Genomic DNA, 26,261 nt, shown 5'->3' on the forward strand with positions numbered 1-26,261 from the left:
TGCTATGGTTTAATTATAGGTTATTATATGTTTTAGATATATTTATTTAAAGTCCATATTAAATATTTTTAATATAGACTTTTTTTAAATATTTGATTTAGGTTAAGTGTTTTTTTTTACCTGTATATCAGTATTTTATATAAATAAATAAGCCTGTATTTTTATACAGGCTTATTTCTTAAGGGGATTATTTAAAATCAGTAACTCTTTAAGGAATTACTTGTCAAATACATCAAATGTACCGTCGTTATACAGTAAAATAATTTTGGTTAAAGTTTTCGGGGGTAGAGTTGATAAGTTATTAATTTTTTCTGACCTATCAAAATTATTTTCTAAAATTGATTCTTTTTTTCTGCTTTCTTCTATTTCTTGATTAAATAAAGAAGTAGATTGTTGTTGTGAAGTAGATTGTTCTTTATTTTTAGGAAAATATCCTTTACCATAAAGCAACCAATCTAAATCGACTTCTTCGAAAGCTTTATCTACTTTCATAATAAAATCTAAACTAGGTTTATTTCTGCCAGAGAGTAGATGTGAAATACTAGATTTAGGAACATCTATTTTTTCAGCAAAATTTGTTGACGTTAGATTATAATGATCTAAAATCAATTTTAAACGATCTATCATTTTACAAACGTAAACTAACATTTAGTGTTTACAAGTGTAAATATAAGTAATCTAAGTTGAATAGCAAAAAATTCCTTGTATTAGATGAGTATAACCAGTATTTACAGCTATAAAATACTTTAATTAACTATGTTTAACTTATTGTATTACAGTTATTTAGATATATACTATAAATTATACTTATAATTGAGTAATAATGCGTTTTTAGGGGTTTAAAATACAAATGTAAACACCTAAAAGTAGTAAATTACCTTAAAAATACATATATTAATAAACCAATATTTGCTATTAGCCATCCTTTTGAGCATAATTAACAACCTAATCAGAGGTTACAATTGTAAAATTATCTAGATCTTAATTAGTTTAACTATGTAAACTATCTATTAGTATACAATTGTAAAAAAAAAGAGACACTAATAATAGTGTCTCTTAATTTTATCATATTGTCTCGTCCTGAAATAGCGTTACACAAATTTGTAACCTTATGAACGACAACATTTACCGCAAACGTACTCAGAAAGATTATACGATGAGTTTTAAACTTTCGGTTGTATCGGAAGTAGAAAAAGGCGAATTAACCTACAAACAAGCTCAACTTAAATATGGGATTCAAGGAAGAAGTACTGTTTTAGTATGGTTGAGAAAATATGGTAACTTTGATTGGACTGATCAAACACCATCTAATATGCCAAAATCACCAGAACAAAAATTATTAGAGTTAGAGCAAAAATTACGTCAATTAGAAAAGCAAAACAATCGTTTAAAAGCTCAAGCAGCAGCATCAGAGAAGAAAGCGATACTGTTTGATATGATGATTGATTTAGCTGAGAAAGAGTATAATATTCCTATTAGAAAAAACTCCAAAACCGAGTAATTGATATGTTTGTTTTACAAAAGAAAGAAAGTATTTCTTCTACCTGTAAATTACTTGGGTTTAGCAGACAGGTCTATTATCAAGCTAACTATAGAGTTAAGAAATCTCAATCAATAGCCAATAAGGTTGTTGAATTGGTTAAGCGTGTAAGAATGGAACAACCAAGGATTGGGACAAGAAAACTGTATTATCTTCTTTCGGAGGAATTAAGCAGTTTAGCTGTTGGAAGAGATCGATTATTTGATATTTTACGAGCTAATAAACTATTGATAAAACGACAAAAGAGTTATCACATTACAACCAACTCTCATCATCGTTTTAGAAAACATACTAATCTTATTGAAAATCTGGAAATAAATAGACCAGAACAAGTATGGGTAGCAGATATTACATATTTAGGCAATCGTAAGAACCCTATGTATTTATCATTAATTACAGATGCATATTCTAAGAAAATCATAGGATATCATTTGGATAAAACTTTAGAAGTAAGCTCAACGGTAAAAGCCTTGGAGATAGCTATGAAAAATAGAGTATATCCAGAGAAGGAACTTATCCATCATTCAGATAGAGGATTGCAGTACTGTAGTAACATCTATCAAAATATTTTATCAAAACATAATATTAAATGTAGTATGACAGAATCATACGATCCATATCAAAATGCGATAGCTGAACGGGTTAATGGAATCTTAAAACAAGAGTTCTTTATTGCTACCACAAATCTAGATATTAAGATAATGAAGAAAATAGTAAAGCAATCAATAACTATTTATAACTCTAAAAGACCGCATTGGTCATGTCATTTTAAAACTCCTAACCAGGCACATCAACAAAATAAAATGAAGATAAAATCATATCGAAAAAAAACATCATCTAAAGCTATAGCTTTAGATGATGTTTAATATATTTAATCAATAAATAACTGTAACGGTTATTTAGGACTAGTCATATAATTAAATTACTTAATCATCATTTTTATTATCGATCCAATTTTTAGCATTAATAAATGCTTCTAACCATGGAGAAACTTCGTCTTTTCTACCTTCAGGATAATATGGCCAGTTCCATTGGAATGTAGAACGTTCAATATGTGGCATAGTAACTAAATGTCTTCCTGTTTTATCAGTTAACATGGCTACGTTATAATCTGAACCGTTAGGATTATGAGGGTATTCTTCGTAAGCGTACTTAGCTACAACATTATATTCGTTTTCTTGTTTAGGTAAATTAAATTTACCTTCACCATGAGAAATCCAAACACCTAAAGTACTTCCTGCTAAACTAGATAGCATTACAGAGTTATTTTCTTGAACTTTCACAGATGTAAACGAACTCTCATGCTTGTTAGAATCGTTATGAATCATTTTTCCATGAATATCATGTTCTGGATTAATTAGCTCTAATTCCATCCATAGCTGACACCCATTACAAATACCAACTGATAAAGTATCTTCTCTTTCAAAGAATTTCTTTAATGCAGTATTTGCTTTTTCATTATATAAAAATGCTCCAGCCCATCCTTTAGCAGAACCTAAAACATCTGAGTTAGAAAAACCACCTACAGCACCAATGAATTGGATGTCTTCTAAAGTTTCTCTTCCAGATATTAAATCAGTCATATGAACATCTTTAACGTCAAAACCAGCTAAATACATGGCATTTGCCATTTCTCTTTCTGAGTTAGAACCTTTTTCTCTAATAATAGCAGCCTTAGGTTTTGGCTTGGTAGTATCTATTTTTGGTAATTCACCAGTAAAATTATTAGGAAAAGTATATGTTAAAGGCTGGTTTTTATAGTTTTGGTAACGATCTTCAGCTAAGTTATTTGCAGTTTGTTTTTGATCTAATAAATATGAAGTTTTATACCAAACATCTCTTAATTCACTAATTGATAAAGAAAATAAATCAGTATTATTCTTAATATTAATTCTATCAGATTCAGTTACTGAACCTATTTTAAAGAATTCAATAGCATTAGCTTTTAATGTATCTTCTATAGAACTATCACTTGCTTGGATTACAATTCCTGAGTTTTCAGCAAATAATAAACGTAAAGAATCATTTTCATTTAGCGCAGATAAATCTAAGTTAGCTCCGGTATTTGTATTTGCAAAACATAATTCTAAAAGAGTAGTAATTAAACCACCCGAAGCAACATCATGTCCAGCAACAATCTTTTCTTGCTTAATTAATTCTTGAATAGTATTAAAAGCTTTTTTGAAAAAAGCTGCATTTTTTATTGATGGTACTTCATTACCTATCTTATTTACAACTTGACTAAAAGAACTACCACCTAATTTAAAACTATCCTGTGATAAATTGATGTAGTAAATATCTCCTTTATTTTGTTGAAAAACTGGCTCTACAACTTTAGTAATATCATTACAATTTGCAGCTGCTGATATAACTACTGTACCTGGAGAAATCACGTCTTCATTAGGATACTTTTGTTTCATTGATAAAGAATCTTTACCTGTAGGAACATTTATACCTAAATCAATAGAGAATTCAGAAACTGCTTTTACAGCTTTGTATAATCTAGCATCTTCACCTTCATTTTTACAAGGCCACATCCAGTTTGCAGATAAAGAAACCGATTGTAAATTATCTTTCAAAGGTGCCCAAATAATATTCGTTAAAGCTTCAGCAATTGAATTTAAACTTCCTGCTCTAGAATCTATCAAACCAGAAATAGGAGAGTGGCCAATAGAAGTAGCAATTCCTTCTTTACCTTTAAAGTCTAGTGCCATAACACCAACATTATTTAAAGGTATTTGTAATTGTCCAACACACTGTTGTTTAGCTACTTTACCACCAACACAACGATCTACTTTATTTGTTAACCAATCTTTACAAGCAACAGCTTCTAATTGTAAAACTTGATGTAAGTACGATTCAAAGTTTTCACTAGAATATGTAATTTCTTTATAGTTACGATTGATTGTTTTATCTGTCATTATTGTTTTTGGAGAACTTCCAAACATGTCAGATAAAGCTAAATCCATTGGTGTATTACCTTTAGTTTTAGATTTAAATGTAAAACGATGATCGTTAGTAACATCACCAACAGTATAGATAGGAGAACGTTCTCTTTCTGCAATTCTATTTAATATTTCAGAATTTTCTTCTGAAATTACTAATCCCATTCTTTCTTGAGATTCGTTTCCAATAATCTCTTTATCAGATAATGTAGGATCTCCAACAGGAAGTTGATCTAAGTCAATTTTTCCACCTGTATCTTCTACTAATTCAGATAAACAATTTAAATGTCCACCAGCTCCATGATCGTGAATAGAAACAATAAAGTTTTCTTCACTTTCAACCATTCCTCTTACTGCATTGGCAGCACGTTTTTGCATTTCTGGATTAGATCTTTGAACAGCATTTAATTCAATACCTGAAGAAAATTCACCAGTATCAGCAGAAGAAACTGCAGCTCCTCCCATACCAATTCTGTAATTTTCACCTCCAAGAATTACAATTTTATCACCTTCTTTAGGTGTGTCTTTTAAAGCTTGATCTGCTTTAGCATATCCAATTCCACCAGCTTGCATAATTACTTTATCAAACCCTAACTTTCTAGCATCTTCTTCATGTTCAAAAGTTAAAACTGATCCACAAATTAATGGCTGTCCGAATTTATTTCCGAAATCAGAAGCTCCATTTGAAGCTTTAATTAAAATATCTATTGGTGTTTGGTATAACCATTTTCTTTCATCCATGGCTTTTTCCCAAGGACGATTTTCTTCTAAGCGAGAATAAGAAGTCATGTATACAGCAGTACCGGCCATTGGAATAGAACCTTTACCACCCGCTAAACGATCTCTAATTTCTCCCCCCGAACCAGTAGCTGCTCCATTAAATGGCTCTACAGTAGTAGGGAAGTTATGTGTTTCTGCTTTTAATGAAATCACAGATTCAAACTCTTTGGTTTCGTAGAAATCAGGTTTATCTGCACTTTTTGGAGCAAATTGTTCAACCTTAGGACCTTTTATAAAAGCGACATTATCTTTATATGCAGAAACAATATCATTTGGATTTTGTTTCGAAGTTTCTTTAATCATTTTGAATAAAGAAGTAGGTTGTTCTTCTCCATCTATGACAAAAGTTCCATTAAAAATTTTATGTCTACAGTGTTCTGAGTTTACTTGTGAAAAACCAAAAACTTCAGAATCTGTAAGTTTTCTTCCAATTCTTTCAGAAACTTCATTCAAATATTCAACTTCTTCGCTACTTAATGCTAAACCTTCTTGCTCATTATAAGTTGCAATATCTTCAATTGCTATAATTGGTTCGGGTCTAATGTTTATGGTGTACGTTTCTTGATCTAATTTTTCAAATTTTTGAGAAATCATTGGATCAAATTCTGAAAAATCTTTAGCTACAGCATTAAATTCTTCAATTCTTATAATACCTTCAATACCCATATTTTGGGTGATTTCAACGGCATTTGTACTCCAAGGTGTAATCATAGCCGCTCTTGGTCCAACAAAAAAGGCGTCGATAGACGCCACGTTTATTTTAGGTTGATTACCAAATAACCAAGTTAATTTTGCTATAGTCTCAGATGTTAATTCTTCTGTTGTTTGAACAGCAAAAACCTTGCTGCTTGTGTTTCCAAAGAAATGAATCATTATGTTAAGTTGTGTTTACGTGTTGTTATAAGGGTGTAAATTTAATTCTTTTGGATGAAATAGAAGCATAAAAAAAGCGGCAAAATTTTGCCGCTTTAATTTTTACTTTACTAATATCTTTTGATGTTTATCTCCAGAATTTGTCTTTATTTTTAAAAAGTATATTCCAGTTAGTAAATTTTTAATGAAGATTGTGTTTTCATTTAAGTTTTTAGAAGAATTAAAAACTTCTTTACCATCTATAGAAAATACACTTATTCTATTAATAGTAATATTAGTTTTGTTTTGAATCTTTATAGTTCCATTAATAGTTGGAATAGGAAAAACTTTAATATTATTTAGAATTTCTTCATTTACGCTAGCTGTAGCTGTATTATGAATTCCGATATTGTCTACATTATCTTGTGGAAATTCTTCCCATTCATTTATTAAATCAAAAGTAGTGTTAGGGGTAACTACAGTTAATTTTCTTCGTAATGTTTTGTCTTTAGCAAAATTAGCTGTTCCTCCATTGAAAACACCAATAATATCTATTAAAACATCATTTTTAAATAAACCTACAGGATCATTTCCATTAAAGTTTATTGGTTCTCCGTTGTTAGTTGCACTAGAATTTGGATGATTCAAGTCAGCTTCATCAATTAGTTTTTGAATAGAAGAGCTACCGTTAATGATTACATACACATCGCCTGCAGCTATTGTTCCTGAAAGATTAAGAGGAGCAGACCAAGTTGAACCACCATTTCCGTTTCTTTTAATACTATACACAGATAAATCAATTGGATTAGAAGTAACATTTGCGATTTCAATAGCTTTATTATTACTTGACCCTTCTACATATTCTGAGAAAAATAGTTCATTTGCGCTTGAAGTTCCCCCATCTGTAGTTGTTGCGTTTACTACAGTACTTAATGAAGAAGAATTACCAACTGCATCTTTTGCTAAAACTTGAACACTATAAGTAGTAGAGGCTGTTAAACTATTTGCAGTATATTCTGTATTCGTACTAGTTCCATTTACACTTCCATCAATATAAATTTCATATTCAGTGACAGCAGTATTATCGGTAGATGCACTCCAAGAAACTTTAAATGTAGTATCTGTTTCGTTACTAATAACAATATTTGTTGGAGTAGTAGGAGCAGTTGTATCTTCTAAAGTTTTAGGTGTTATTGGAGAAGTTTGAGCTGACTCATTACCAACAGCATCTTTAGCTAAAACCGAAATAGAAAATGTTGTATTAGAAGCTAAATTATTTAACGTATGGTTTGTACTTGTTACATTAGTGTTTAGATTTCCATCTACATAAATATCGTAACTAGTTACATCAACATTGTCCGTTGAAGCTGTCCAAGAAATGTCAATAGATGAAGTAGTGATGTTACTTGCCATTAAATTTGTTGGTACAGTTGGAGCTTCTGTATCTGAATTTGAATAAATTCCCCAAATATCTTCCGCATCTGGTCCTCCCCAAATTCTTGTAGCTAATCTTGGATTATCGATGAAAGGGTTTCTATTTCCTTGAGCATAAGTGTTTGAAGTATTTTCATGAAAAGTATTTCTTTGTTTTTCAACATCAGAAACAGGATCTTCTGCATTCCATTGTAAAAATAAATCAATCATGTCATCTGGAGTAGCAGATGAATTACCAACACCAACTTGTGTAGGTTTACATTGGTCTCCATATCTCAAATACATGTACATAATAATTCTAGCTACATCACCTTTCCATTCGTCTCCAGGGTACCATCCATTTGTAACAGCTCCAGAATTACCAGATCCTGTAGCAAATTTTTTATTACCCCTTGATGAATTAATTTGCGTATCAGAAGGACGTAAATTATGAGCGTCAGCATACGGAGGTCCGTTAGTACCACCTGCATCTAGATCAGGATTGGCTAATGAGTTAGCATAAACATGCTCTCGGTTCCATTCTCCGTTGTTTCCTCCATTATCATTAATTCCTCTAGTTCTAGAAGTAGATCCAGAAGTACTGTAACCATAAATAAGTAAAACTTCAGAACTGTTAACGGGATTAATATCAGTAGCTCTTGAAGCTTCCCATATTCCAGGAGTATAATCTAAAGCGTTGGTGTGAGTATTAATTATTTTTACAGCCAAAGCGTTTTTTAATGATGTTCCGGTAAGGTTTAAGTCTACATCACTGTAGTAACTTTGCTGGGCATAAATAGAGCTTGTTATAGTAAAGTATAACAAAGCAAAAATAGTTAAAGGTATTTTTTTTACCATAAATAACTTTTTTAAGAATTGATTTAAAAACTATAATTTAATTTTTTCTAGGTATTCTATCTCTTTCAATTTTACCTTTTTTAATTGCTTTATAATTTTCATAACAATTTAACACAGCCTCAATTAACTGTAAGTCACTAGCTTTTTTAATGAAGTATTCAGAATAATTACAATCATCTAACAGTTTTGTTAATTGTTGTTTATCCATTTCTAAATATTCCATCATTACTTCTCTGTCAAATTTGCCTGCTAACATTTTACGCAAGTCATCTTCTTTCTTTAGCTTTTGTAATTTTTTTAGTTGTTTAGGTTTTTTCCCAAATAAGTTATAAACGAGATCTACAGGGTTGAGAAGTTTAGCAATGGGAGAGGAGATTTTTTGTGGTCTTCCAACTTCATAAGTCTGTGGTAATCCATTTAAATGTATTCTAGTAAATTTATCTTTAGGAACCTGTTTTATATCTACTTCTAATACACCAATTAATTTAGTAGACTTTATAATAATTTCTTTAACTTCTTCTGGTTTTTCGTTCAAAGCTATTTCTAATTCGTTACCTTTTAGTAAATCATTAGTTACTTTCAATTTAATAGACTCAAAACCTAAAAAAGATACTAAAACAGTGTCGTTTGCTTTAGCAGTTAATTCAAAAAGTCCTTTTTCATTTGTGATAGTACCAATTACGGTATTTAAATTAAGTACATGTGAAGCGCTAAGCGGTTTCTTTGTAACTGCATGAACAACTTGCCCTCTTAATTTGTTTTCTTGAGCGAAAGTGTTGTAAACTGTTAAGATAAGTAATAGTAAAGATAATTTTTTTAGCATAATGCAATAATACGGAATATTTATGGTGATATTAGTCAATTATACGTTAAAGAACTTTCAAAAAATATACCATAAAAAAACGTTTCTCTAATTATAAAGAAACGTTTTGAGTGCGCATAAGAAGATTCGAACTTCCACATTCATAAGAATACTGCCCCCTCAAGGCAGCGCGTCTACCAATTCCGCCATATGCGCTTAAATAAAAAAAGTTAAGCAAATGCTTAACTTTATGTGACCGGGCTGGGGCTCGAACCCAGGACCCTCTCCTTAAAAGGGAGATGCTCTACCAACTGAGCTACCCGGTCAATAACTCTTCTTTCGAAAAGCGAGTGCAAATATATATACGTTTTTTGAAACTTGAAAGTATTTTTTATGTTTTTTTTTTAATCTTTGTAACTCTAAAAATTATTTCAATGAAAACTATACTGTTAGGTTATATGGGGAGTGGTAAATCTACTATCGGAAAATTACTTTCGGAAGAGAAAAAACTACCTTTTATTGATCTAGATCATTATATAGAAGGTAAATTAAATAAAACAATTCCAGAAATTTTCGATGTAGAAGGAGAGATATTTTTTAGATTAAAAGAGCATGAATGCTTAAAAGAACTTTTAGAAAGAGAAAATGATTTTATTCTTTCTTTAGGAGGTGGCACTCCTTGTTATGCTGGAAATATGGATGTAATTAATAAGAAAGAAAATGTAATTTCCATTTACTTAAGAACTTCCATTAATACAATAGTAGAAAGGTTAAAGAAAGAAAAAGAATCAAGACCTTTAATTGCTAAATTAAATGATGGTGAATTACATGAGTTTATAGCAAAACATTTATTTGAACGTAGTTTTTTCTACGAACAAGCTTCACATAAAATAAATACTAACAATAAAAATATAGATGATATTTTATTAGAAATTAAATCTATTCTAAAAAAGCGATAATATTATTATCATTAAATTCAACTACAACATGTTCTTTTATAGATGTTGATAATGAAATACCTTTAAAATCGGCTTTTATAGGGTATTTTTTATGATTTCTATTTACCAATACAGCTGTTTTAAATTTCTTTAAAGGAACGCCTAAAAAGTGTTTTACAGCATATATCAAAGTAGTTCCAGAATGTAAAACATCATCTACTAATACCAAAGGTTTGTTAGTATAATCTTTAACGGTAATATCAGTTGTAATTTCTTCTAAAGGATTTTTTTTGTTAATACTTACTTTACAGAGAGTGATATTTAAATCAGAAATATTTTTAAGTTCTTCAACAATCTTTTCTGCTAACAAAAAACCATTATTTGCTATACCTGCAATAACAACTTCATTTTCTAAATGATTTACTTCGTAAATCTGATATGCGATTCTTTTAATTTTTTGATGAACCTGTGTCGTGTTCAGTATGATATTGTTTGTCTCGATCATGGTGCAAATTTATGAATCTTCTTCATTAGTTTCGTAATAATCTTCAATATCTCTTCTGTCTTTTTTGGTAGGTCTTCCTGTGCCTTTTTTTCTATAATAGTCTTTTGCGTATTTTAACAATTCAGTTTTTTCAAACTCTTCCTTTGGAGTTATATCTTTTCTATATAAATCAACTAATTTAGCACCAACTCTATTCGGTGGTATGTCTAGAACAATTATTTTATAATTGATTTGATTTTTACGGATTGTTATAGTTTCACTTCCAAAAATATCTCTAGAAGGTTTACATATTTTATCATCTATTTTTACCTGTCCTTTTTTACAAGCAGTTGTAGCTATATTTCTTGTTTTAAACAATCTGATACACCATAAATATTTATCAATTCTCATTCAAAAAGTTAATTTTTTGTTGACTTCTTTTTACAAAGGTATAAAAATGGTAAATTGCAGCCCTAAATAAAAATAAATGATGAAAATAAAACATATACTATTAGTTGGTATTATTTCAATTTTAGTGTATTCGTGTGGTGATGATGGTCCTGTAAGTACAGTAGACCCAAACTTTGATCATGCAGCACAATCTGCTATTGATAATGATTCGTTGGTTAAATTTTTTAAAAATCATTATTATGATTTAGATACAGATATAGTAAAGCCGATGGAGGCAGGAAAAACGCCACTATCAGAAGATCCTAATTTAAAAACTCAAGATGTAGTTGATAATATAAATGGGAAAGAAATTGATTTTAAATTATATGCCTATGTTAGAAATGAAGGTTCTTCTCCTAAAGGATTTCCAACTGTAGTAGATTCTGTTTTAGTAAATTATTCAGGAAGAAAGATCTTAGATACTGAAAGAATTAGTCCTGTGCAATTTGATGTTAATGTAAACACTTGGTTCGTTTTAGGATCTGGAGTAATACGTGGTTGGACTTATGGAATGACAAATTTTAAAGGAGGAATAAATACCACTAATCCTAACGAACCATTAACTTTTTCAAATAAAGGTAAAGGAGTTTTATTTATTCCTTCTGGATTAGCTTATAGAAATGAAGGCCTTGTTGCTGGAGGAATTTTAGCTAATGATATTTTAATGTTTTATGTAGAAGTAAATGATATTGTTGTAGATACTGATGGAGATGTTGATGGAATACCTTCTATATTAGAAGATTTAGATGGCGATGGGAAACCATGGAATGATGATACAGATGGAGACGGTTTACCAAATTTTGTTGATACAGATGATGATGGAGACCTTGTTTTAACAAGAAATGAGGATACAAAAATTAAAGATGGTAACCCATTAAATGATTTTAGTGACCCTAACAATCCAACTTTACCAGATTATTTAAATCCAGAAGTTAGAAAATCAAAAGATGACTAAATTCATTTTTTTTAAATAGTATAGTATAAAAAATAAAAAGGACAACGAATTCGTTGTCCTTTTTATTTGAGGAAATTTATAATTTCTTTTTAATTAAAATCTATATGAAAGTCCTATAATAATTTGATTAACTCGAGTGTCAAAATTAGTAGTATTATTAACTCCTCCAATATTAGAAATTATTTCAGATTCAACATCAGAAAAAGCTCTTTCCCAGCGTAAATCTATACCAACTTTACCTAATTCAACACCACCACCTAATTGTAAGCCTACAGTAAACCCATCAGCTTTAAGATCAGAAACTGCATCAAAATTCAAATCACCATCAAGAAGATATTGAAAAGAAGGACCAATATGCGCGTAAGCAACTTTAAAGAATTTTTTTCCTAATAGTACAGGAATATCAATTTTTTGAAAATCATAACCTACTTTTTGTGTAGTAGTAGCAGTAGTTTTTAAATCTACTTCACTTTTTAAAGAAGTATAAACTAATTCAGGACGAACATACCAGCCAGACATTGGTAATTTAAATCGTAACCAAACACCGGCGTGAAAACCTGTTCTGCTTTCAGCATTCCCGTTAATAATATCATCTGACACTTCTTTAAACGAATCTGAGTTGTAGTTTATACCTCCTTTAATACCAAAACCTATTTGCGCTTCAGAAAATTGTACTGCTGCAAATAATAAGCATAATGTAAAAATAAGTTTCTTCATAATTTTACTTTTAGAATTATTATATATAAAAAAAACGAGTTAATAACTCGTTTATTTTCTCTTTATTACTTTCTTAACTGCTGCTATTACTGCTTCATCGTTAATTTTGTATTTTTTCATCAATTGATCTGGTGTTCCAGATTCACCAAAACTATCATCTACAGCAACAAATTCTTGTGGAGTAGGAGTGTTCTCTGCTAAACAACGTGCTACGCTTTCGCCTAATCCACCTAATTTATTATGTTCTTCAGCAGTAACAATACATTTTGTTTTAGCTACAGATGCTAAAATAGCTTCTTCATCTAAAGGTTTTATAGTGTGAATGTTAATTACTTCAGCAGAAATTCCATCTTTTTCTAATGCTTCTGCAGCTAATAAAGATTCCCAAACTAAATGACCAGTTGCAACGATAGTTACATCTGTACCTTCAGTTAATTTGATAGCTTTTCCAATTTTAAATTCACCTTGTGGCATGAATACAGGAACTTTTGGTCTTCCAAATCGTAAATAAACTGGTCCATCATGCTCAGCGATAGCGATAGTAGCTTCTTTAGTTTGGTTATAGTCACAAGTATTAATTACAGTCATACCAGGTAACATTTTCATTAACCCGATATCTTCTAAAATTTGGTGTGTAGCTCCATCTTCACCTAAAGTTAAACCTGCGTGAGAAGCACATATTTTAACATTTTTGTGTGAATACGCGATAGATTGACGAATTTGATCGTAAACTCTTCCCGTAGAGAAGTTAGCAAATGTTCCAGTGAAAGGAATTTTACCGCCAATAGTAAGTCCAGCTGCTATTCCCATCATGTTTGCTTCTGCAATACCTACTTGAAAAAAGCGATCTGGATGATTTTTTTCGAATTCATTCATTTTTAATGAACCTGTTAAATCAGCACATAAGGCTACTACATTAGGATTTGTTTTTCCTAATTCAGTTAAACCGTCACCAAAACCAGAACGTGTATCTTTTTTTTCTGTAAATGTGTATTTTTTCATTGTTGTGTTGTAAATTCTGACCAAAAATAAACTTTTAGCTTATAAGAAGCTTATAAATTTTCTAATTCTTTATATAATTTATGAACAGGTAGTCCCATAACATTAAAATAGCTTCCTTCTATTTTGTTAATTCCTATTTTACCTATCCAATCTTGTATTCCGTATGCTCCAGCTTTATCAAAAGGTTCGTAATTTTCTATATAGTAATGAATTTCTTCATTTGTAAGTTCTCTAAAGTTAACCAAAGAAGTATCATGAAGTATTTTTTGAAAGTTTTTTCCTTTAATACTTACAGAGGTAATTACTTTATGACTTCTATTGGATAAACTTTTAAGCATATTAAAAGCGTCATCATAATCTTTTGGTTTACCAAGTGCTTTATCGTTTAGCCAAACAATAGTATCAGATGTAATTAATATATCATTATCTTTAAGTTCATTATCAAAAGCTTTTGATTTTAAATCGGCTAAAAAATCTGTAATTTGTACTTCTTTAAAATGATCAGGAAAAATTTCATCTACTTCTTTTAAACGAATCTCAAATTCTAAATTTAAATCTCGAAAAAATTGTTGACGTCTTGGTGAACCAGAAGCAAGAATGATATTATATTTTGCTAGTTTTTCTTTAAGCATGATTAGTAATTCTTTTTCAAACGAGCTAAATCTCTTTTATTATCACGATCTTTTATTGTGTTTCGTTTGTCATGAGTTTTTTTACCTTTAGCTAAGGCAATATCTAATTTAGCCCAACCATTTTCATTGATAAATAAACGTAAGGGAACTATTGTATTACCTTTTGCTTCAACTTCACGAGCTAGTTTTTTTAGTTCTTGTTTATTTAATAAAAGTCTACGTTCACTTTTAGGATTATGATTGTAATGGTGTCCAAAAGCATATTCTTCTATATACATATTAATTACAAACAATTCACCTCGTTCATTAAATTCACAAAAGCTTTCTGTGATTCTAGCTTTACTTTGTCGAATAGATTTGATTTCTGTACCCGTTAATTGGATACCAGCAGTATATTTATCTATAATCTCGTATTCAAAACGAGCTTTTTTATTCTGTATGTTTATTTTTTTCTGCATAATTCCTCAGCAATAAGCTACAAAATTAAATAATATTATTTAGCAGTAAGCATAGAAATATTATAATTAATTCCAAAGTTAGCAAAAGTACTACTCAAACGTCCGCCTCTTGCTTTTACATAACCAATACCACTTCTTAGACTTAAGTTTTCTAATAGTTTTATATCAACACCAAAACTAGGTTTCACAATTAACCCTTGTCCAGTACTTATTCCGCCACCTCCAGCAGCTCCACCTAATAATTGACCATAGATACTTAATTTATCTTTTAGAAAACGTTTAGATTCAGCACCTAAACCAACAATTCCTTCTGCATATGCTCCTGCATCTCCAAAATTAGCAAATGAAGTCTGACCAGCAGCATATATGTATTTATTTAAGAATACATTGACTTGTAATGAAATTTGATGCATGTCTAAGTTGAAATTACCATTTCTTGCAGCATCCAAATACCAATCTTGTTTTATGATAGTTTGTATTCCTTTGAATTTAAAACTATTTGGTTCAGAAAAACTTGAAGTAGTTCCTTCTTTATCAACATAATATTTTAATCCAACTCCAAAAGTAGAAGTTAAAAAATGAGCATCAGGACTCATTAAGTATCCTTTATTTATGGTTGCATAAAAATTGTCAAATAATTTTTGCTCTAATGAAATATCAGGATAAATTAAGAAACCACCTTTAGTGTCAACTCCGCCGCCGCCACCGGCTCCAATTCCAAATTTAGCTTGAATATTAGTTCTATTTTTATTCAGAGATAAATGATAACCGCCACCTAAGAAAATGTCCATATAACCAGCAGGAATTCCATGGAAAGCACCGTCTGCTCTAACAAAGAATAGCCAATTCTTATTTAAAAAAGATATAAATTCAAAACCAGCTAGCCTTATAGTTCTTTCTTTAATAGCTTCTCCTGTTGTGAATTGTGAATCACCCTCAACTGATAAATTATTTAAATGCACCATTAAAGAAATTCTGTTAGATTTAGTGTTCCAATTGCTATTTTTTAAATCTTCAAAAGTGTATTTAACTTCTTTATTTTTAAAATCAGAATGATTAAAATTCAATGGTATTTGTACTGAAGCATAAAATTGATTGCTATTAATTGTGCCACCATCAAAAAAGTCTATGTAACTCCAACCTGAAGATATAGAGAAGTGCTTAAAATCATAACCTAAATTAAAATGAGGTAGTATAAAAGCACCGCCTCCATCAGGAGCTGAAGCACCACCACCACCACCAAAATGTATTCCAGTGTCAACAAAAAAGTTTTTATAAAATTTATAATTAACACCAGCATTCACTCCTAAAGTAAAAAAACCACCTCTAATACCACCTATGGCACCATAGAAACCTAATCCTGCATAACTCCAATCATTCAATTTTATGTTATAATGAATACCTGTAAAATCCATATTAGGTTCATTATTATTAGGCATTTTGATACTTAAAAAATCTACTTGCGCAAATCCTATTTGAGTTTTATGGTTTGTTGTTTCTTTAATTTGTGCGTAAAAAAAATGAACGCTTAGTGATAAAAATAACACTAGCGTTCTGAAAAAACTGTTAGTCATTAGTTCTTAATATGGTTTATGAATTTGTTGTCTTTTTCCATTTATATATGAAGCAACGAAAGCATCGTCAAATCCATATTTTAATAATTGACGTCTAAAATTTTGAGCTTCTTTTAATGTTTCAAATAAACCGATAGAGTATCTCAAGTAATCGTCATCAGATAAATTTCCTGCAATTGTTTTAGATAATAAAGGGTATCTTTTTTCTGTAAAAGCACCGATTTGTACTGAATATACTTTCTTACCTTTAATTCCATCCTTAATAGCAGATATTTTACCATTTCCAGTAGAAGAAACTTCATCATTATATTCATCATTATAATCCTCACCTTGGAGATCACCTGTGTTTGCTGTTTGAATACTATCGATAATTCTATCTATTTGTTCTTGATTTAATGCTGATGTTTTTGAGGAAGGCCCACCAAATTTCCCCTGATAGGCGAAATAAGCTATGGCCAAACTAATACCAGCTATAAAGCTTAGTATTATATTCCTATTTCTAGAAATACTTTTTACATCTGCTATTTCTTCTGCTTTTTCATTCAATTCATTTTCTAAATCTTCATTTTTAGAATTTAAGTCTTTAATTTCTTGTTGTAAATCTTCTAGTTCTTGATCGTTTAAAAAAGGCATTGAGTTGAGTTAAATTGATTATTAATAGCTAAAATACAAATCTTTTTAAAATATAAATAAACTGTTGTGTAAGTAGTTATAATTTATAAGGGGCGCGTAGCCTAAAAGACCTAGGCTACGCTAGTGTTTCCCCCTTAAACACTTTTCAGTAGCTACCTCTAACTTAGTTAAGTAACTAAGTCAAATATAAAAAAAACTATTTAATTTTTGAACTGATTATAAAAACCTTAGATTCATTAAGGAGCTTTGTTCCAAAAAGATAAAGATCTCCACCGGATTTAATTTTAGTTTCTTTTCTTATTTGATCTACAGATTTCCCAAAGTTTCTTACAGTTATATTGGCTTTTTTTTGAGGGACTTCTCTTATAATATTTTTTTTATTATAGGGTATAGTTTTTTTTATTTTAAAAGTCCTTCCAGGAAAATCTATTAATTCATTTGATGTGTATAAATGAGTATGTTTATGTAGTTTTTTTATATTGAAATGTGTTGCAATTTGATAAAAAGCTCCAGACTTAAGAATTGCTGCATTTGGTTCGTAAAGATATTCTAAAGGCAAACTGTATTCTGGATTTTGCTTAATTTCAGAAATACCAAACTTAAATTTTTGGATTTCTGTTTTTAAAATATTTGCAGTTTTTATTATTGTTTCGTTATTGTAATTTTTCTCTAACAAAAACAATAACTCTTTAACTTCATTATTAATTGCTATAATGTGAATTGTTTTTACATTTCTTAATTCATTTATAGCAGAAGAAAGATCTAATAAAGGAGAGGCTTTTATAAATATTTGATTTGATTTTGAGAATAAAATTTCTAATGAATCTGGTACATTTGGAGTACAATCTTTTAAGAAAAAAACTTTGTTTTGTTGTGAGTCTCTTCTGGAAGGATCAACATAAATACAGTCAAGTTTTTCTTTATGATTTTTTACAAATTGAATACCATTATCATTTATAGTTTCAATGTTATTAATGTCAAGTTGAATGAAATTGTGCTGAACTATATTAGAAAGCTCAGAATTGATTTCGCAATGAAAAACAATATCAAAAAATTTTGAAAAATAATAAGAATCTACTCCAAAACCACCTGATATATCTGCAATGCTTTTCCCTGTAATTAGTTTAGATTTGTATGCTGCGGTAATTTCCGAAGATGTTTGCTCTATAGAAATTTTAGCAGGATAATAAATGTTTTTAGTGTTAAACCAAGTTGGGAGTTTTTTCTCGCTTTTTTGTCTTGCTTGTATCTGATTTACGAGTTCTTGTATAGTGATATTATCAAAAGGACTCCCTTTAAAAATGAGTTTCGAAATATCACTTTTTAAATTGGAGTTTATAAAATCCTGTACGTCAGTTCTTAAAATATTTGTATTCAAAAAAAGTAAAAAAATATGGCTTCTGATAGTCAAAAATACTGATATTTTTATGAATTTCGCGCCTCAATTTTTGCAACAAACATTTAATATTTATGATTAAAAACAGTTTTTTGATGTTGTGTCTAGTGTTATGTTCATTTACAGCTAGTGCACAATTTTATGTATCTTTTAGTGGAGGATATGCATTCGCAGCAGGAGAGAAAGAATTTGGAACTAATTCTGTTTTATCTCCTACAGGTATTGTTAATCTTGGTACTTTTGAAGGTAGTTATGGAGAAGGAGTGCAAACTCAATTAAGAGGTGGTTACTTTTTTAATGAAAAATGGGGAGTAGAAGTAGGTGTAGGATATATCTACGGAACTGACCAACAGTTTCAAAAAGTAGAAGGGATTTTAGACATGAAAACTAGGGGTAGAGCTTTTGGTGCATCTTTGTCTGGAGTTTATAATGTTACTAAAAACATTTATGTACGTGCGGGTATGCTTACTAAAATTGCAGGAAAAACAGAAGCTGTAGTAGATTTAACGCTTCCTGCTGCTTTAACAGGGAGAGGCGATATTAAAGCTGATTTTACTACAGATTTTAGAGGAGAATTCCCATTAGGATTTATTGGTGCAGCTGGATATAAATTCCCGATTACAGAGAGATTATCTTTATTTGCAGAAGTAGAATATATGTCTATCGATGTTACTAGAGATATTTCTGAATTGGGAGAATATAAAGCGACATTAAATGGAGTTATTGATGTTCCAGCTGAAGCTTTAGCTCAACAATTAGGAGCTACTCCTTTATCAGAATTAAGTTTATTATTACAAGAAAGATTACAGTGGGGTGAAAATGGATTACCTTCTCCTGAAGCGCCATATTCTTCATTTGGAATCAATTTTGGAATTACTTATAACTTTAAGTAATTAATAAAATTTTACATAAAAACAAAAAAGAGGCTTAAATAAGCCTCTTTTTTGTTTTATAATCCTTTTACGTTTTTGAGTTCTGATAGATCGAAATTAGTGTTACTGATTTTGGCATCAGTAAAATCTGCTCCAGAAAGATCTTTAGCTTTCGTGATTCTTGCATCGGTTAAATCAGTATTAATAAAAATAGTATTTCTCGCCCATCCATTAGAAAACTGAATATTTCTAAGGTTTGAGTTAGTTAAATTAGCCCCTTCTAATTTTGCTCTTTGTAATTCAGCATTTTCAAAATTAGAATTAGCTAAATTAATTCCAGATAAATAAGCTCCTGTTAAATTTGTGTTTTTAAAATAACAATGTGAAAAATCTGAAGCAGCATAAATTTTATCTAATTCATCTGTGTTAATACCTGAGTTTACTAAGAATAATAAAAGTTGAGTTCTTTCTGAACTATATGTTTTATTAGAAAGTTTACTGTCTTCTTCTAAAATTTTATAAGGTGTTAAACTGTGAGAAAGTGAGATAATTCTAGATCTTATATTTTTGGTTACTTTTCCATTGTTTCTTCCAATTGCATCATAAATACCCTCTAATTGAAAGCTGTAAGAACTTTTTCTTGTTCCTTCAACAAGAGCGTTTTGAGTTCTAATTAAGTCATTCTGTTTTACTAATATATATAACGATACTAAAGACGGAACTATAGAAAACAATAATAAAATAACACTTAATAGACGTACACGAACAAATCGTTGTACTAAGGATGTAAGTAAATTAGCAGAAGTATCTGGAGAAACTTTTCTTTCTGTATGAAATTCCGTAAACCAGTTGTTAAAGTTTTTATTTAATGAAGCTCCTGTGAATAATTTCCATGTCCAACTTAAAGTTTTCTTTGTACGTTCTTGTTTTCGTTGAGCTTTTTGGTTTGCTCTGTCTACTTTAGCACGTAAAGCATCATTTTCTTTTTGTAGTTTTTCTAATTCGTTTTGGAGATTATCTTCCATAATAATTTATTTAAAGATTGGCTTTAATCATTCTGTCGTTACCAAATAAATCTTGTTTTAAAGTTACGTTTTTAAACCCTTTATGAATCAACATTTCTTTGGTTTCTATTCCTAAATACTGATTGATTTCAAAAAAAAGAATTCCATTTGGATTTAAAGCGTATTTAGCTACATCAGCAATTCTTTTATAAAAAATCAACGGATCATCATCTTCTACAAATAACGCTAAATGTGGTTCATTATTTAGTACGTTATTTTTTATTTCTTGTTTTTCTAGATTTCTTACATAAGGAGGGTTAGAAATTATGATATCGAATGTATTTTCTAATTCTTTTTCAGAAAGTATATCATGTAAAAGGAAAGTAACATTAACATTATTGTATTTAGCATTATTCTTTGCTGTTTCAATTGCTTTCTCAGAAATATCTAAAGCAAATACATCTGCTGAAGGAATTTCTTTTTTTATAGTTATAGGAATACAACCTGATCCAGTACCAATATCTAATATTTTAATATTATTATCAACAATAGAAGATTCTTTAACCCAACTAATCAGTTCTTCGGTTTCTGGTCGAGGAATTAAAACATTGGGGTTTACATAAAATCTATATCCATAAAATTCAGTAGAACCTAAAATGTATTGAATTGGTTCTTCATTTTTTAATCGATTTAATATATTATGGAATAATTCTAGTTTGTTTGGATTTATAATGGTAGCCTTTTGAGTAAAAAGATCAAGTAAACTTAACCCCATTTTATCTTCAATAATTCTAAAAAAGAAAGCATCGATCTCTTTTTTAGGGTATATATTTTCTAGTTCTTTATTAAAAAAAGTTCTGAAGTCGTTTAGCTTCATATATTCAAGGTAAATTGGTACTTTTGATGAGTCAAATTTATAGAAAACAAATGAAGAATTTAATTTATTTTATAGCTATATGTTTCTTATTGGTGAATTGTTCAGTAAAAAAGAAACCTACCTTTATTAAAGTAGACGACATTAAGTTCTTATCATTAAAATCAGATACTGTAAGATTACAAGCCAAAGCTTATTTTAAAAATGAAAATGATGTAGGAGGGAAGTTAGCTACAGATGAGATTAAAGTTATTATTAGTGGTGAAGAAGTAGCACAAGTATCTTCGGAAGAGTTTAAAGTTCCTGCTAACGAAGAATTTTTTATACCATTAAATGTTGTTGTGCCGGCTAATAAGATTTTCAATGATAAAAAAAATGGAATTTTAGGAGGAATTCTTAGTTCTTTAATAAACAATAATTTGAAAGTTCAATTCAAAGGAGTTATTAAATATAAAGTATTAGGTTTTTCAAATTCTTACGTTGTTGATAAAACTGAAGAAGTTAAAATTAAGTTTTAATACAATTACATTGAATTACGATAAAAAATATATGGCTAGATGCCTTGAGTTAGCCAAAAACGGAACTGGAACTGCAAGACCAAATCCTTCTGTAGGTGCTGTAATTGTTCATAATGATAAAATTATTGGAGAAGGGTTTACAGATTCGTATGGTGGACCACATGCAGAAGTAAATGCTGTAAACTCGGTTAAAGATGAATCTTTGCTAAAAGAAGCTACAATTTATGTGACTTTAGAGCCTTGTTCACATCATGGAAAAACACCACCTTGTGCAGATTTAATTGTTAGAAAACAAATTCCAAATGTTGTTATTGGAACTGTAGATACTAACAGTTTAGTTTTTGGAGAAGGAATAAAACGTTTAAAAAAAGCAGGTTGTAACGTAAAAGTTGGAGTTTTAGAAGAAGAATGTAAACAACATCATAAACGTTTTTTTACCGTTCAAAATAAACAAAGACCTTACATAATTTTAAAATGGGCAGAAACTAGCAATGGTTTTATAGCTCCAAAAAATAAGGAAAAACAAGAACCAGTTTGGATTTCCAATACTTATGCTAAACAACTAGTACATAAATGGAGAAGTGAAGAACATGCGATTTTGGTAGGAACCAATACAGTTCTAGCGGATAATCCAAAATTAAATGTAAGAAGTTGGAGCGGAAATAACCCTACAAGAATTGTGTTAGATAAATCACTTAGAATTCCAAATGACTCAAGTGTTATAGACGGAAGTATTCCAACTATAATTTTAACAGAAAAAGAAGAAGGTACTAAAGAAAATATCATATTCGAACGTATTGATTTTTCAAAAGAATTAGCATTTCAAATTTGTGGAGTTTTATCAAAACATAAAATTCAATCAGTAATTATTGAAGGAGGAACACAAACTTTACAAAGTTTCATAGATGATAATTTATGGGATGAAGCTAGAGTTTTTATAGGGGATGTTAGTTTTTCTGAAGGTATAAAAGCACCTGTTTTAAATAGCTTCTTATCAAAACAAGAAACAATAAAAAATAACACATTAAAGTATTTTTTTAATGATTAAAAATATCATTTTCGATTTTGGTGATGTATTCATTAATCTCGATAAACAAGCTACTTATGTAGCATTAGCCAAATTAGGTGTAAATGAAGTTTCAGAATCTATGATGCAAGTATATTATGATTATGAAATGGGATTAATGGCAACTGATGAATTTGTTGATTATTTTCATAATGAATTCAAGATAGATAAAGAATCTTTAATCGATGCTTGGAATGCTATTTTATTAGATTTTCCATTACATAGGCTTAATTTTTTAAAAGAATTAGCAGATTCAAAAAAGTACCGTTTGTTTTTGCTAAGTAACACAAATGATTTACATATTTCTTGGATTCAAAAGAATTGGGGAGATGAATTATATAAAGAGTTTAAATCTTGTTACGAACAATTCTATTTATCTCATGAAATTAATTTGAGAAAACCTAACAAAAATATTTATGAATTTGTTTTAAATGAAAACCAATTAGTTGCAGAAGAAACATTCTTTATTGATGATACTAAAGAGAACACTGATGCTGTTAAGAATTTAGGAATTAAAGCTTGGAATATAGATCCTACTAGTGAAGATATTGTAGATTTGTTTTCGAGAGAGGAATTTAGCGTATGATTTATTTAGTTTTAAGCATTTTAATATCGAGCAGTTTATATGTGATTTTTAAACTTTTCGAGAGATTTAAGGTAGATACATTTCAAGCTATAGTAGTAAACTATATTGTAGCTTTTTCAATAGGATATTTATATTCTCCTGTAAAATTACCAATACAAGAAATTCCTAGTCAATCTTGGTTTTTAGGAGCCTGTTTTTTAGGTTTTTTATTTATTACCATTTTCAATTTAATGGCTTTAACTTCACAAAGAAATGGACTTTCAGTAGCATCTGTATCTGGAAGAATGGCTGTTGTTATTCCAATTATTTTTGGTGTTATTTTATACAACGAAAGTGTAACGATTGTAAAGGTAATTGGTATACTTTTAGCTTTGGTGGCTGTATATTTAACATCTGTTAAAGAAAATAGTAAAACGATAGAAGGTAGTTCTTTACTTTTTCCTGTTCTTTTATTTTTAGGATCAGGAGCTATAGATACTTTACTTAAGTTTACTGAAGTTAATCATGTTTCTTCTGAGAATGTATCTATTTTTTCAGCTTCTATATTCGGAATCGCTTTTGTTTTAGGTATAATATATTTTTTGTATCAATTACTTTTTCAAAATGGAAAAAATATAAATATTAAAAATATTATAGCAGGAATTGCATTAGGTGTTCCAAATTATTTTTCGATTGAATTTTTAATTCGAGCACTTAAAATAGAAGGCTTTGATAGCGCTATACTTTTTACAATCAATAATGTGAGTATAGTGTTGTTAACTACAATTGCTGGCTTATTTCTTTTTAAAGAAAAATTAGAAGATAGGAATTGGATTGGAATTGCCATAGCTGTTTTTAGTATCATTTTAATTACAATGGTTTAATTTTATGGAAAAAGATACCTACAAAACAATAATTAAACCATCTGAAGAAACTTTATTTAAAGACAGAAATAGTAAGTTTTTCGGTTACGCTTTTCCTGTTCAAACCGAAGATGATGTAAAAAAATACTTAGAAGAAGTAAAAAAGAAACATCACACAGCAAGACATCATTGTTATGCTTGGCAATTAGGAACAGAAAACATTAGGTTTAGAGTAAATGATGATGGTGAACCAAATAATTCTGCTGGTCAGCCCATTTATGGTCAGATACAAGCATTTGAAGTAACAAATGTTCTTATAGTTTCTGTTCGTTATTTTGGTGGAGTAAAACTTGGAGTAGGAGGATTAATTAATGCCTACAGAACTTCCGCTCAATTGGCTTTAGAAGCTTCAGAAATTATAGAAAAAACTATCGATGTACATTTTAAGTTAAAATTCGGATATGATTTAATGAATAAAGTTCAACGAGTTATTAAAGAAAAGAACTTAGATATTTTAAACCAAAAGTTAGAATTAGATTGTGAGTATGTGATTTCTGTTCGAAAAAAAGATTCAGAACATATCTTTAATACTTTTCAAAGTATATATAAATTAGAAATTTCAGAAATATAATATAACCTCCAAAAAATAGTTTAAATAGTATTCAGTAATACCTTTTACTATTTCTCATTCATTTCCCTATGCATAAAAGATATTTACTCTTATTACTTTTTTGTTGTATTAATAATCTTATATATTCTCAAAATTATTTATACGATACAGAGCAGTTCGGTATAAAAGGTGCAACTTTAGGTGGTTCAGTAATTGCTGGAGCAGATGATGAAAGCATGACTTTTTATAATCCAGCTGCAATTCATAAAGCTCCTTCTCAAGTAAGTATTTCGTTGTTTCAACCAGCTATACGAAGTTTCGGGTTTGATAATTTTTGGGGAGGAAATGAAACTAGCCAATTAAATACAAATTTCGGATTAAGACCTTCTTTAATCTCTTTTAAAGTAAATATAAAAGGTTTTGATATTGCTTTCATAAAGATTAGTAAAAGTGTTCTTACAGATAATTTTAGTGCTAAAAGAGAAACTACAAATGGAAATGATTTAACTACTCAATTTTTTGAGTATAAGTATACAGGAGAAGATAGTTGGTTTGGAGCAGGAACTAGTTTTAAAATAGGACCTAAAACTCATTTAGGTGTAAGTCAATTCTTAACTGTAGCCGATTTTAGTTATAGTAACAATATTCTAATAGAGCAATTTGATATGACCAACAATATGGCTATATCGAATAGTTATTTTAATTCTCAGCAGAATAGTAACTATGGTGATATTGGTTTTGTTACAAAATTTGGTTTTTTATATGATTCAAAAAATCATGATTTTGGTGTTACAATAACTACCCCTAAATATTTAAGATTGAATAGTAATGGTGAGTTTACTAGTACTTTTGTAAATATTGACAACACTACTAATGATTCTGTTCAGATTATTGATAATGATATAGATACAGAAATTAAAACACCTTGGGAATTTTCTCTAGGTTATAGTTATTTGTTTGAAACAGGAAGTAAAATTTGGGCTACAGCAAGTTATTATTCTAGTATTTCTGAATATGAAATGGGAATTATTGAATCTGTTAACAATAATGCTTCATGGGTAAATGGTAGTGAAGGGGTTTTTAATGTAGGAGTTGGATATTCAAGAAAAATAAGTAATAAAGTAGAGCTTTCCGGAGGTTTAAGAACGAATAATTTCGCCTACAGAAATAGACAATCTGTAAATAATGAGCTTAGAAATACAATTTTAGATGGAAATCATATTCATTTTGTTGTAGGAAGTAAGTTCGAATTCAGAAGACATAATGTTTTAATAGGTGTTGATTGGGGAACTCTAGTTGAAGCTCCCGGAGAAGGGAATTTTCAATTCTTAAATAATATTGGAAGATTAAGTCCTAATTTAAAAGGATTGAAAAAAAATAACATCAATGTGTTGTTAACATATCGATTTATTATTGATGAACTAATTAAGCTATAAAATTACTTTTAATTGAATTAAACA

25 protein-coding genes and 2 tRNA genes are annotated in these 26,261 nt (G+C 29.5%); 10 read left to right on the forward strand and 17 right to left on the reverse strand.

Translation table 11 applies throughout. The features are described from left to right. Positions 1-216 precede the first annotated feature (216 nt). A complete protein-coding gene (locus ACSIGC_RS01755) occupies positions 217-627 on the reverse strand; it encodes a helix-turn-helix domain-containing protein (RefSeq protein ID WP_442266461.1) in 411 nt (136 codons plus the stop codon). Positions 628-1,111: 484 nt separating this feature from the next. Here ACSIGC_RS01755 and ACSIGC_RS01760 point away from each other — a divergent pair. Beyond that, a protein-coding gene (locus ACSIGC_RS01760) for an IS3 family transposase (protein ID WP_442266462.1) occupies positions 1,112-2,406 on the forward strand; the annotation gives its coding sequence in 2 pieces (ribosomal slippage) (positions 1,112-1,478 and positions 1,478-2,406; 1,296 coding nt in all). Positions 2,407-2,466: 60 nt separating this feature from the next. Here ACSIGC_RS01760 and purL read toward each other — a convergent pair. The 5 genes from purL to ACSIGC_RS01785 form a co-directional block, all read right to left on the reverse strand. Next, on the reverse strand, positions 2,467-6,138 hold the full coding sequence (gene purL, locus ACSIGC_RS01765; RefSeq protein ID WP_442266463.1) for a phosphoribosylformylglycinamidine synthase: 3,672 nt from the start codon (positions 6,136-6,138) through the stop codon (positions 2,467-2,469). 102 nt (positions 6,139-6,240) lie between these two features. After that, the gene (locus ACSIGC_RS01770; RefSeq protein WP_442266464.1) at positions 6,241-8,388 is read right to left on the reverse strand and encodes an endonuclease; all 2,148 of its coding nucleotides are present in this window, start codon (positions 8,386-8,388) and stop codon (positions 6,241-6,243) included. A gap of 37 nt (positions 8,389-8,425) precedes the next feature. Further along, a complete protein-coding gene (locus ACSIGC_RS01775; RefSeq protein ID WP_442266465.1) occupies positions 8,426-9,211 on the reverse strand; it encodes a carboxypeptidase-like regulatory domain-containing protein in 786 nt (261 codons plus the stop codon). A 111-nt stretch (positions 9,212-9,322) separates the two neighbouring features. Further along, positions 9,323-9,406 (reverse strand) — tRNA-Leu (locus ACSIGC_RS01780). Positions 9,407-9,443: 37 nt separating this feature from the next. After that, positions 9,444-9,516 (reverse strand) — tRNA-Lys (locus ACSIGC_RS01785). 108 nt (positions 9,517-9,624) lie between these two features. Between ACSIGC_RS01785 and ACSIGC_RS01790 the strand changes: the two genes are divergently transcribed. Beyond that, complete coding sequence (locus tag ACSIGC_RS01790) at positions 9,625-10,149, forward strand: shikimate kinase (RefSeq protein ID WP_442266466.1); 525 nt, start codon at positions 9,625-9,627, stop codon at positions 10,147-10,149. Here the strand turns inward: ACSIGC_RS01790 and ACSIGC_RS01795 are convergent. Next, positions 10,130-10,633 carry a phosphoribosyltransferase family protein gene (locus ACSIGC_RS01795; RefSeq protein ID WP_442266467.1) on the reverse strand — a complete coding sequence of 168 codons (504 nt, stop codon included), beginning with the start codon at positions 10,631-10,633 and terminating at the stop codon, positions 10,130-10,132. The two genes, ACSIGC_RS01790 and ACSIGC_RS01795, sit on opposite strands and share 20 nt — an antisense overlap. Before the next feature lie 9 nt (positions 10,634-10,642). After that, on the reverse strand, positions 10,643-11,023 hold the full coding sequence (locus tag ACSIGC_RS01800; protein WP_442266468.1) for an RNA-binding S4 domain-containing protein: 381 nt from the start codon (positions 11,021-11,023) through the stop codon (positions 10,643-10,645). A gap of 76 nt (positions 11,024-11,099) precedes the next feature. Here ACSIGC_RS01800 and ACSIGC_RS01805 point away from each other — a divergent pair, with 76 nt between their 5' ends. Next, entirely contained in the window at positions 11,100-12,017 is a 918-nt protein-coding gene (locus tag ACSIGC_RS01805) for an FKBP-type peptidyl-prolyl cis-trans isomerase (protein WP_442266469.1), read from the forward strand. Positions 12,018-12,110: 93 nt separating this feature from the next. Here ACSIGC_RS01805 and ACSIGC_RS01810 read toward each other — a convergent pair whose 3' ends face one another. From ACSIGC_RS01810 to ACSIGC_RS01840, 7 genes are all read right to left on the reverse strand, one after another. Further along, positions 12,111-12,734, reverse strand: a complete 624-nt coding sequence (locus ACSIGC_RS01810; RefSeq protein ID WP_442266470.1) for a porin family protein — start codon at positions 12,732-12,734, stop codon at positions 12,111-12,113. 51 nt (positions 12,735-12,785) lie between these two features. Next, a complete protein-coding gene (locus tag ACSIGC_RS01815) occupies positions 12,786-13,736 on the reverse strand; it encodes a transketolase family protein (protein ID WP_442266471.1) in 951 nt (316 codons plus the stop codon). Positions 13,737-13,786: 50 nt separating this feature from the next. After that, the gene (locus ACSIGC_RS01820) at positions 13,787-14,368 is read right to left on the reverse strand and encodes a Maf family nucleotide pyrophosphatase (RefSeq protein ID WP_442266472.1); all 582 of its coding nucleotides are present in this window, start codon (positions 14,366-14,368) and stop codon (positions 13,787-13,789) included. 2 nt (positions 14,369-14,370) lie between these two features. Then, entirely contained in the window at positions 14,371-14,826 is a 456-nt protein-coding gene (smpB, locus tag ACSIGC_RS01825; RefSeq protein WP_173862354.1) for an SsrA-binding protein SmpB, read from the reverse strand. 35 nt (positions 14,827-14,861) lie between these two features. After that, on the reverse strand, positions 14,862-16,400 hold the full coding sequence (locus ACSIGC_RS01830) for a hypothetical protein (protein WP_442266473.1): 1,539 nt from the start codon (positions 16,398-16,400) through the stop codon (positions 14,862-14,864). 6 nt (positions 16,401-16,406) lie between these two features. Further along, the gene (locus ACSIGC_RS01835; protein ID WP_442266474.1) at positions 16,407-17,033 is read right to left on the reverse strand and encodes a hypothetical protein; all 627 of its coding nucleotides are present in this window, start codon (positions 17,031-17,033) and stop codon (positions 16,407-16,409) included. Positions 17,034-17,229: 196 nt separating this feature from the next. Continuing rightward, positions 17,230-18,411 carry a THUMP-like domain-containing protein gene (locus tag ACSIGC_RS01840; protein ID WP_442266475.1) on the reverse strand — a complete coding sequence of 394 codons (1,182 nt, stop codon included), beginning with the start codon at positions 18,409-18,411 and terminating at the stop codon, positions 17,230-17,232. Positions 18,412-18,524: 113 nt separating this feature from the next. Here ACSIGC_RS01840 and ACSIGC_RS01845 point away from each other — a divergent pair, with 113 nt between their 5' ends. Further along, a complete protein-coding gene (locus ACSIGC_RS01845; RefSeq protein ID WP_442266476.1) occupies positions 18,525-19,322 on the forward strand; it encodes an outer membrane beta-barrel protein in 798 nt (265 codons plus the stop codon). Between the two features lie 56 nt (positions 19,323-19,378). Here ACSIGC_RS01845 and ACSIGC_RS01850 read toward each other — a convergent pair whose 3' ends face one another. Beyond that, positions 19,379-20,326 carry a pentapeptide repeat-containing protein gene (locus tag ACSIGC_RS01850; protein WP_442266477.1) on the reverse strand — a complete coding sequence of 316 codons (948 nt, stop codon included), beginning with the start codon at positions 20,324-20,326 and terminating at the stop codon, positions 19,379-19,381. 10 nt (positions 20,327-20,336) lie between these two features. Next, positions 20,337-21,182: a peptide chain release factor N(5)-glutamine methyltransferase gene (prmC, locus tag ACSIGC_RS01855; protein ID WP_442266478.1), complete on the reverse strand. Its 846-nt coding sequence runs from the start codon at positions 21,180-21,182 to the stop codon at positions 20,337-20,339. Positions 21,183-21,232: 50 nt separating this feature from the next. On the opposite strand from prmC, the gene ACSIGC_RS01860 reads away from it, so the two are divergent. The 6 genes from ACSIGC_RS01860 to ACSIGC_RS01885 all read left to right on the forward strand — a co-directional run bounded on the left by ACSIGC_RS01860 (position 21,233) and on the right by ACSIGC_RS01885 (position 26,237). Continuing rightward, a complete protein-coding gene (locus ACSIGC_RS01860; RefSeq protein WP_442266479.1) occupies positions 21,233-21,697 on the forward strand; it encodes an LEA type 2 family protein in 465 nt (154 codons plus the stop codon). A 10-nt stretch (positions 21,698-21,707) separates the two neighbouring features. Then, positions 21,708-22,745: a bifunctional diaminohydroxyphosphoribosylaminopyrimidine deaminase/5-amino-6-(5-phosphoribosylamino)uracil reductase RibD gene (gene ribD, locus ACSIGC_RS01865; RefSeq protein ID WP_442266480.1), complete on the forward strand. Its 1,038-nt coding sequence runs from the start codon at positions 21,708-21,710 to the stop codon at positions 22,743-22,745. Then, on the forward strand, positions 22,738-23,349 hold the full coding sequence (locus tag ACSIGC_RS01870) for an HAD hydrolase-like protein (protein ID WP_442266481.1): 612 nt from the start codon (positions 22,738-22,740) through the stop codon (positions 23,347-23,349). The genes ribD and ACSIGC_RS01870 overlap by 8 nt, the downstream gene beginning before the upstream one ends. Then, a complete protein-coding gene (locus ACSIGC_RS01875; protein ID WP_442266482.1) occupies positions 23,346-24,212 on the forward strand; it encodes a GRP family sugar transporter in 867 nt (288 codons plus the stop codon). The genes ACSIGC_RS01870 and ACSIGC_RS01875 overlap by 4 nt, the downstream gene beginning before the upstream one ends. Before the next feature lie 4 nt (positions 24,213-24,216). After that, positions 24,217-24,822, forward strand: coding sequence for an IMPACT family protein (locus ACSIGC_RS01880; RefSeq protein ID WP_442266483.1), 606 nt, complete (start codon positions 24,217-24,219; stop codon positions 24,820-24,822). Positions 24,823-24,890: 68 nt separating this feature from the next. Next, on the forward strand, positions 24,891-26,237 hold the full coding sequence (locus tag ACSIGC_RS01885) for a hypothetical protein (RefSeq protein WP_442266484.1): 1,347 nt from the start codon (positions 24,891-24,893) through the stop codon (positions 26,235-26,237). Positions 26,238-26,261 lie beyond the last annotated feature (24 nt).

Source organism: Tenacibaculum aquaeponti, from assembly GCF_052084715.1.
Taxonomy (GTDB): Bacteria; Bacteroidota; Bacteroidia; order Flavobacteriales; family Flavobacteriaceae; genus Polaribacter.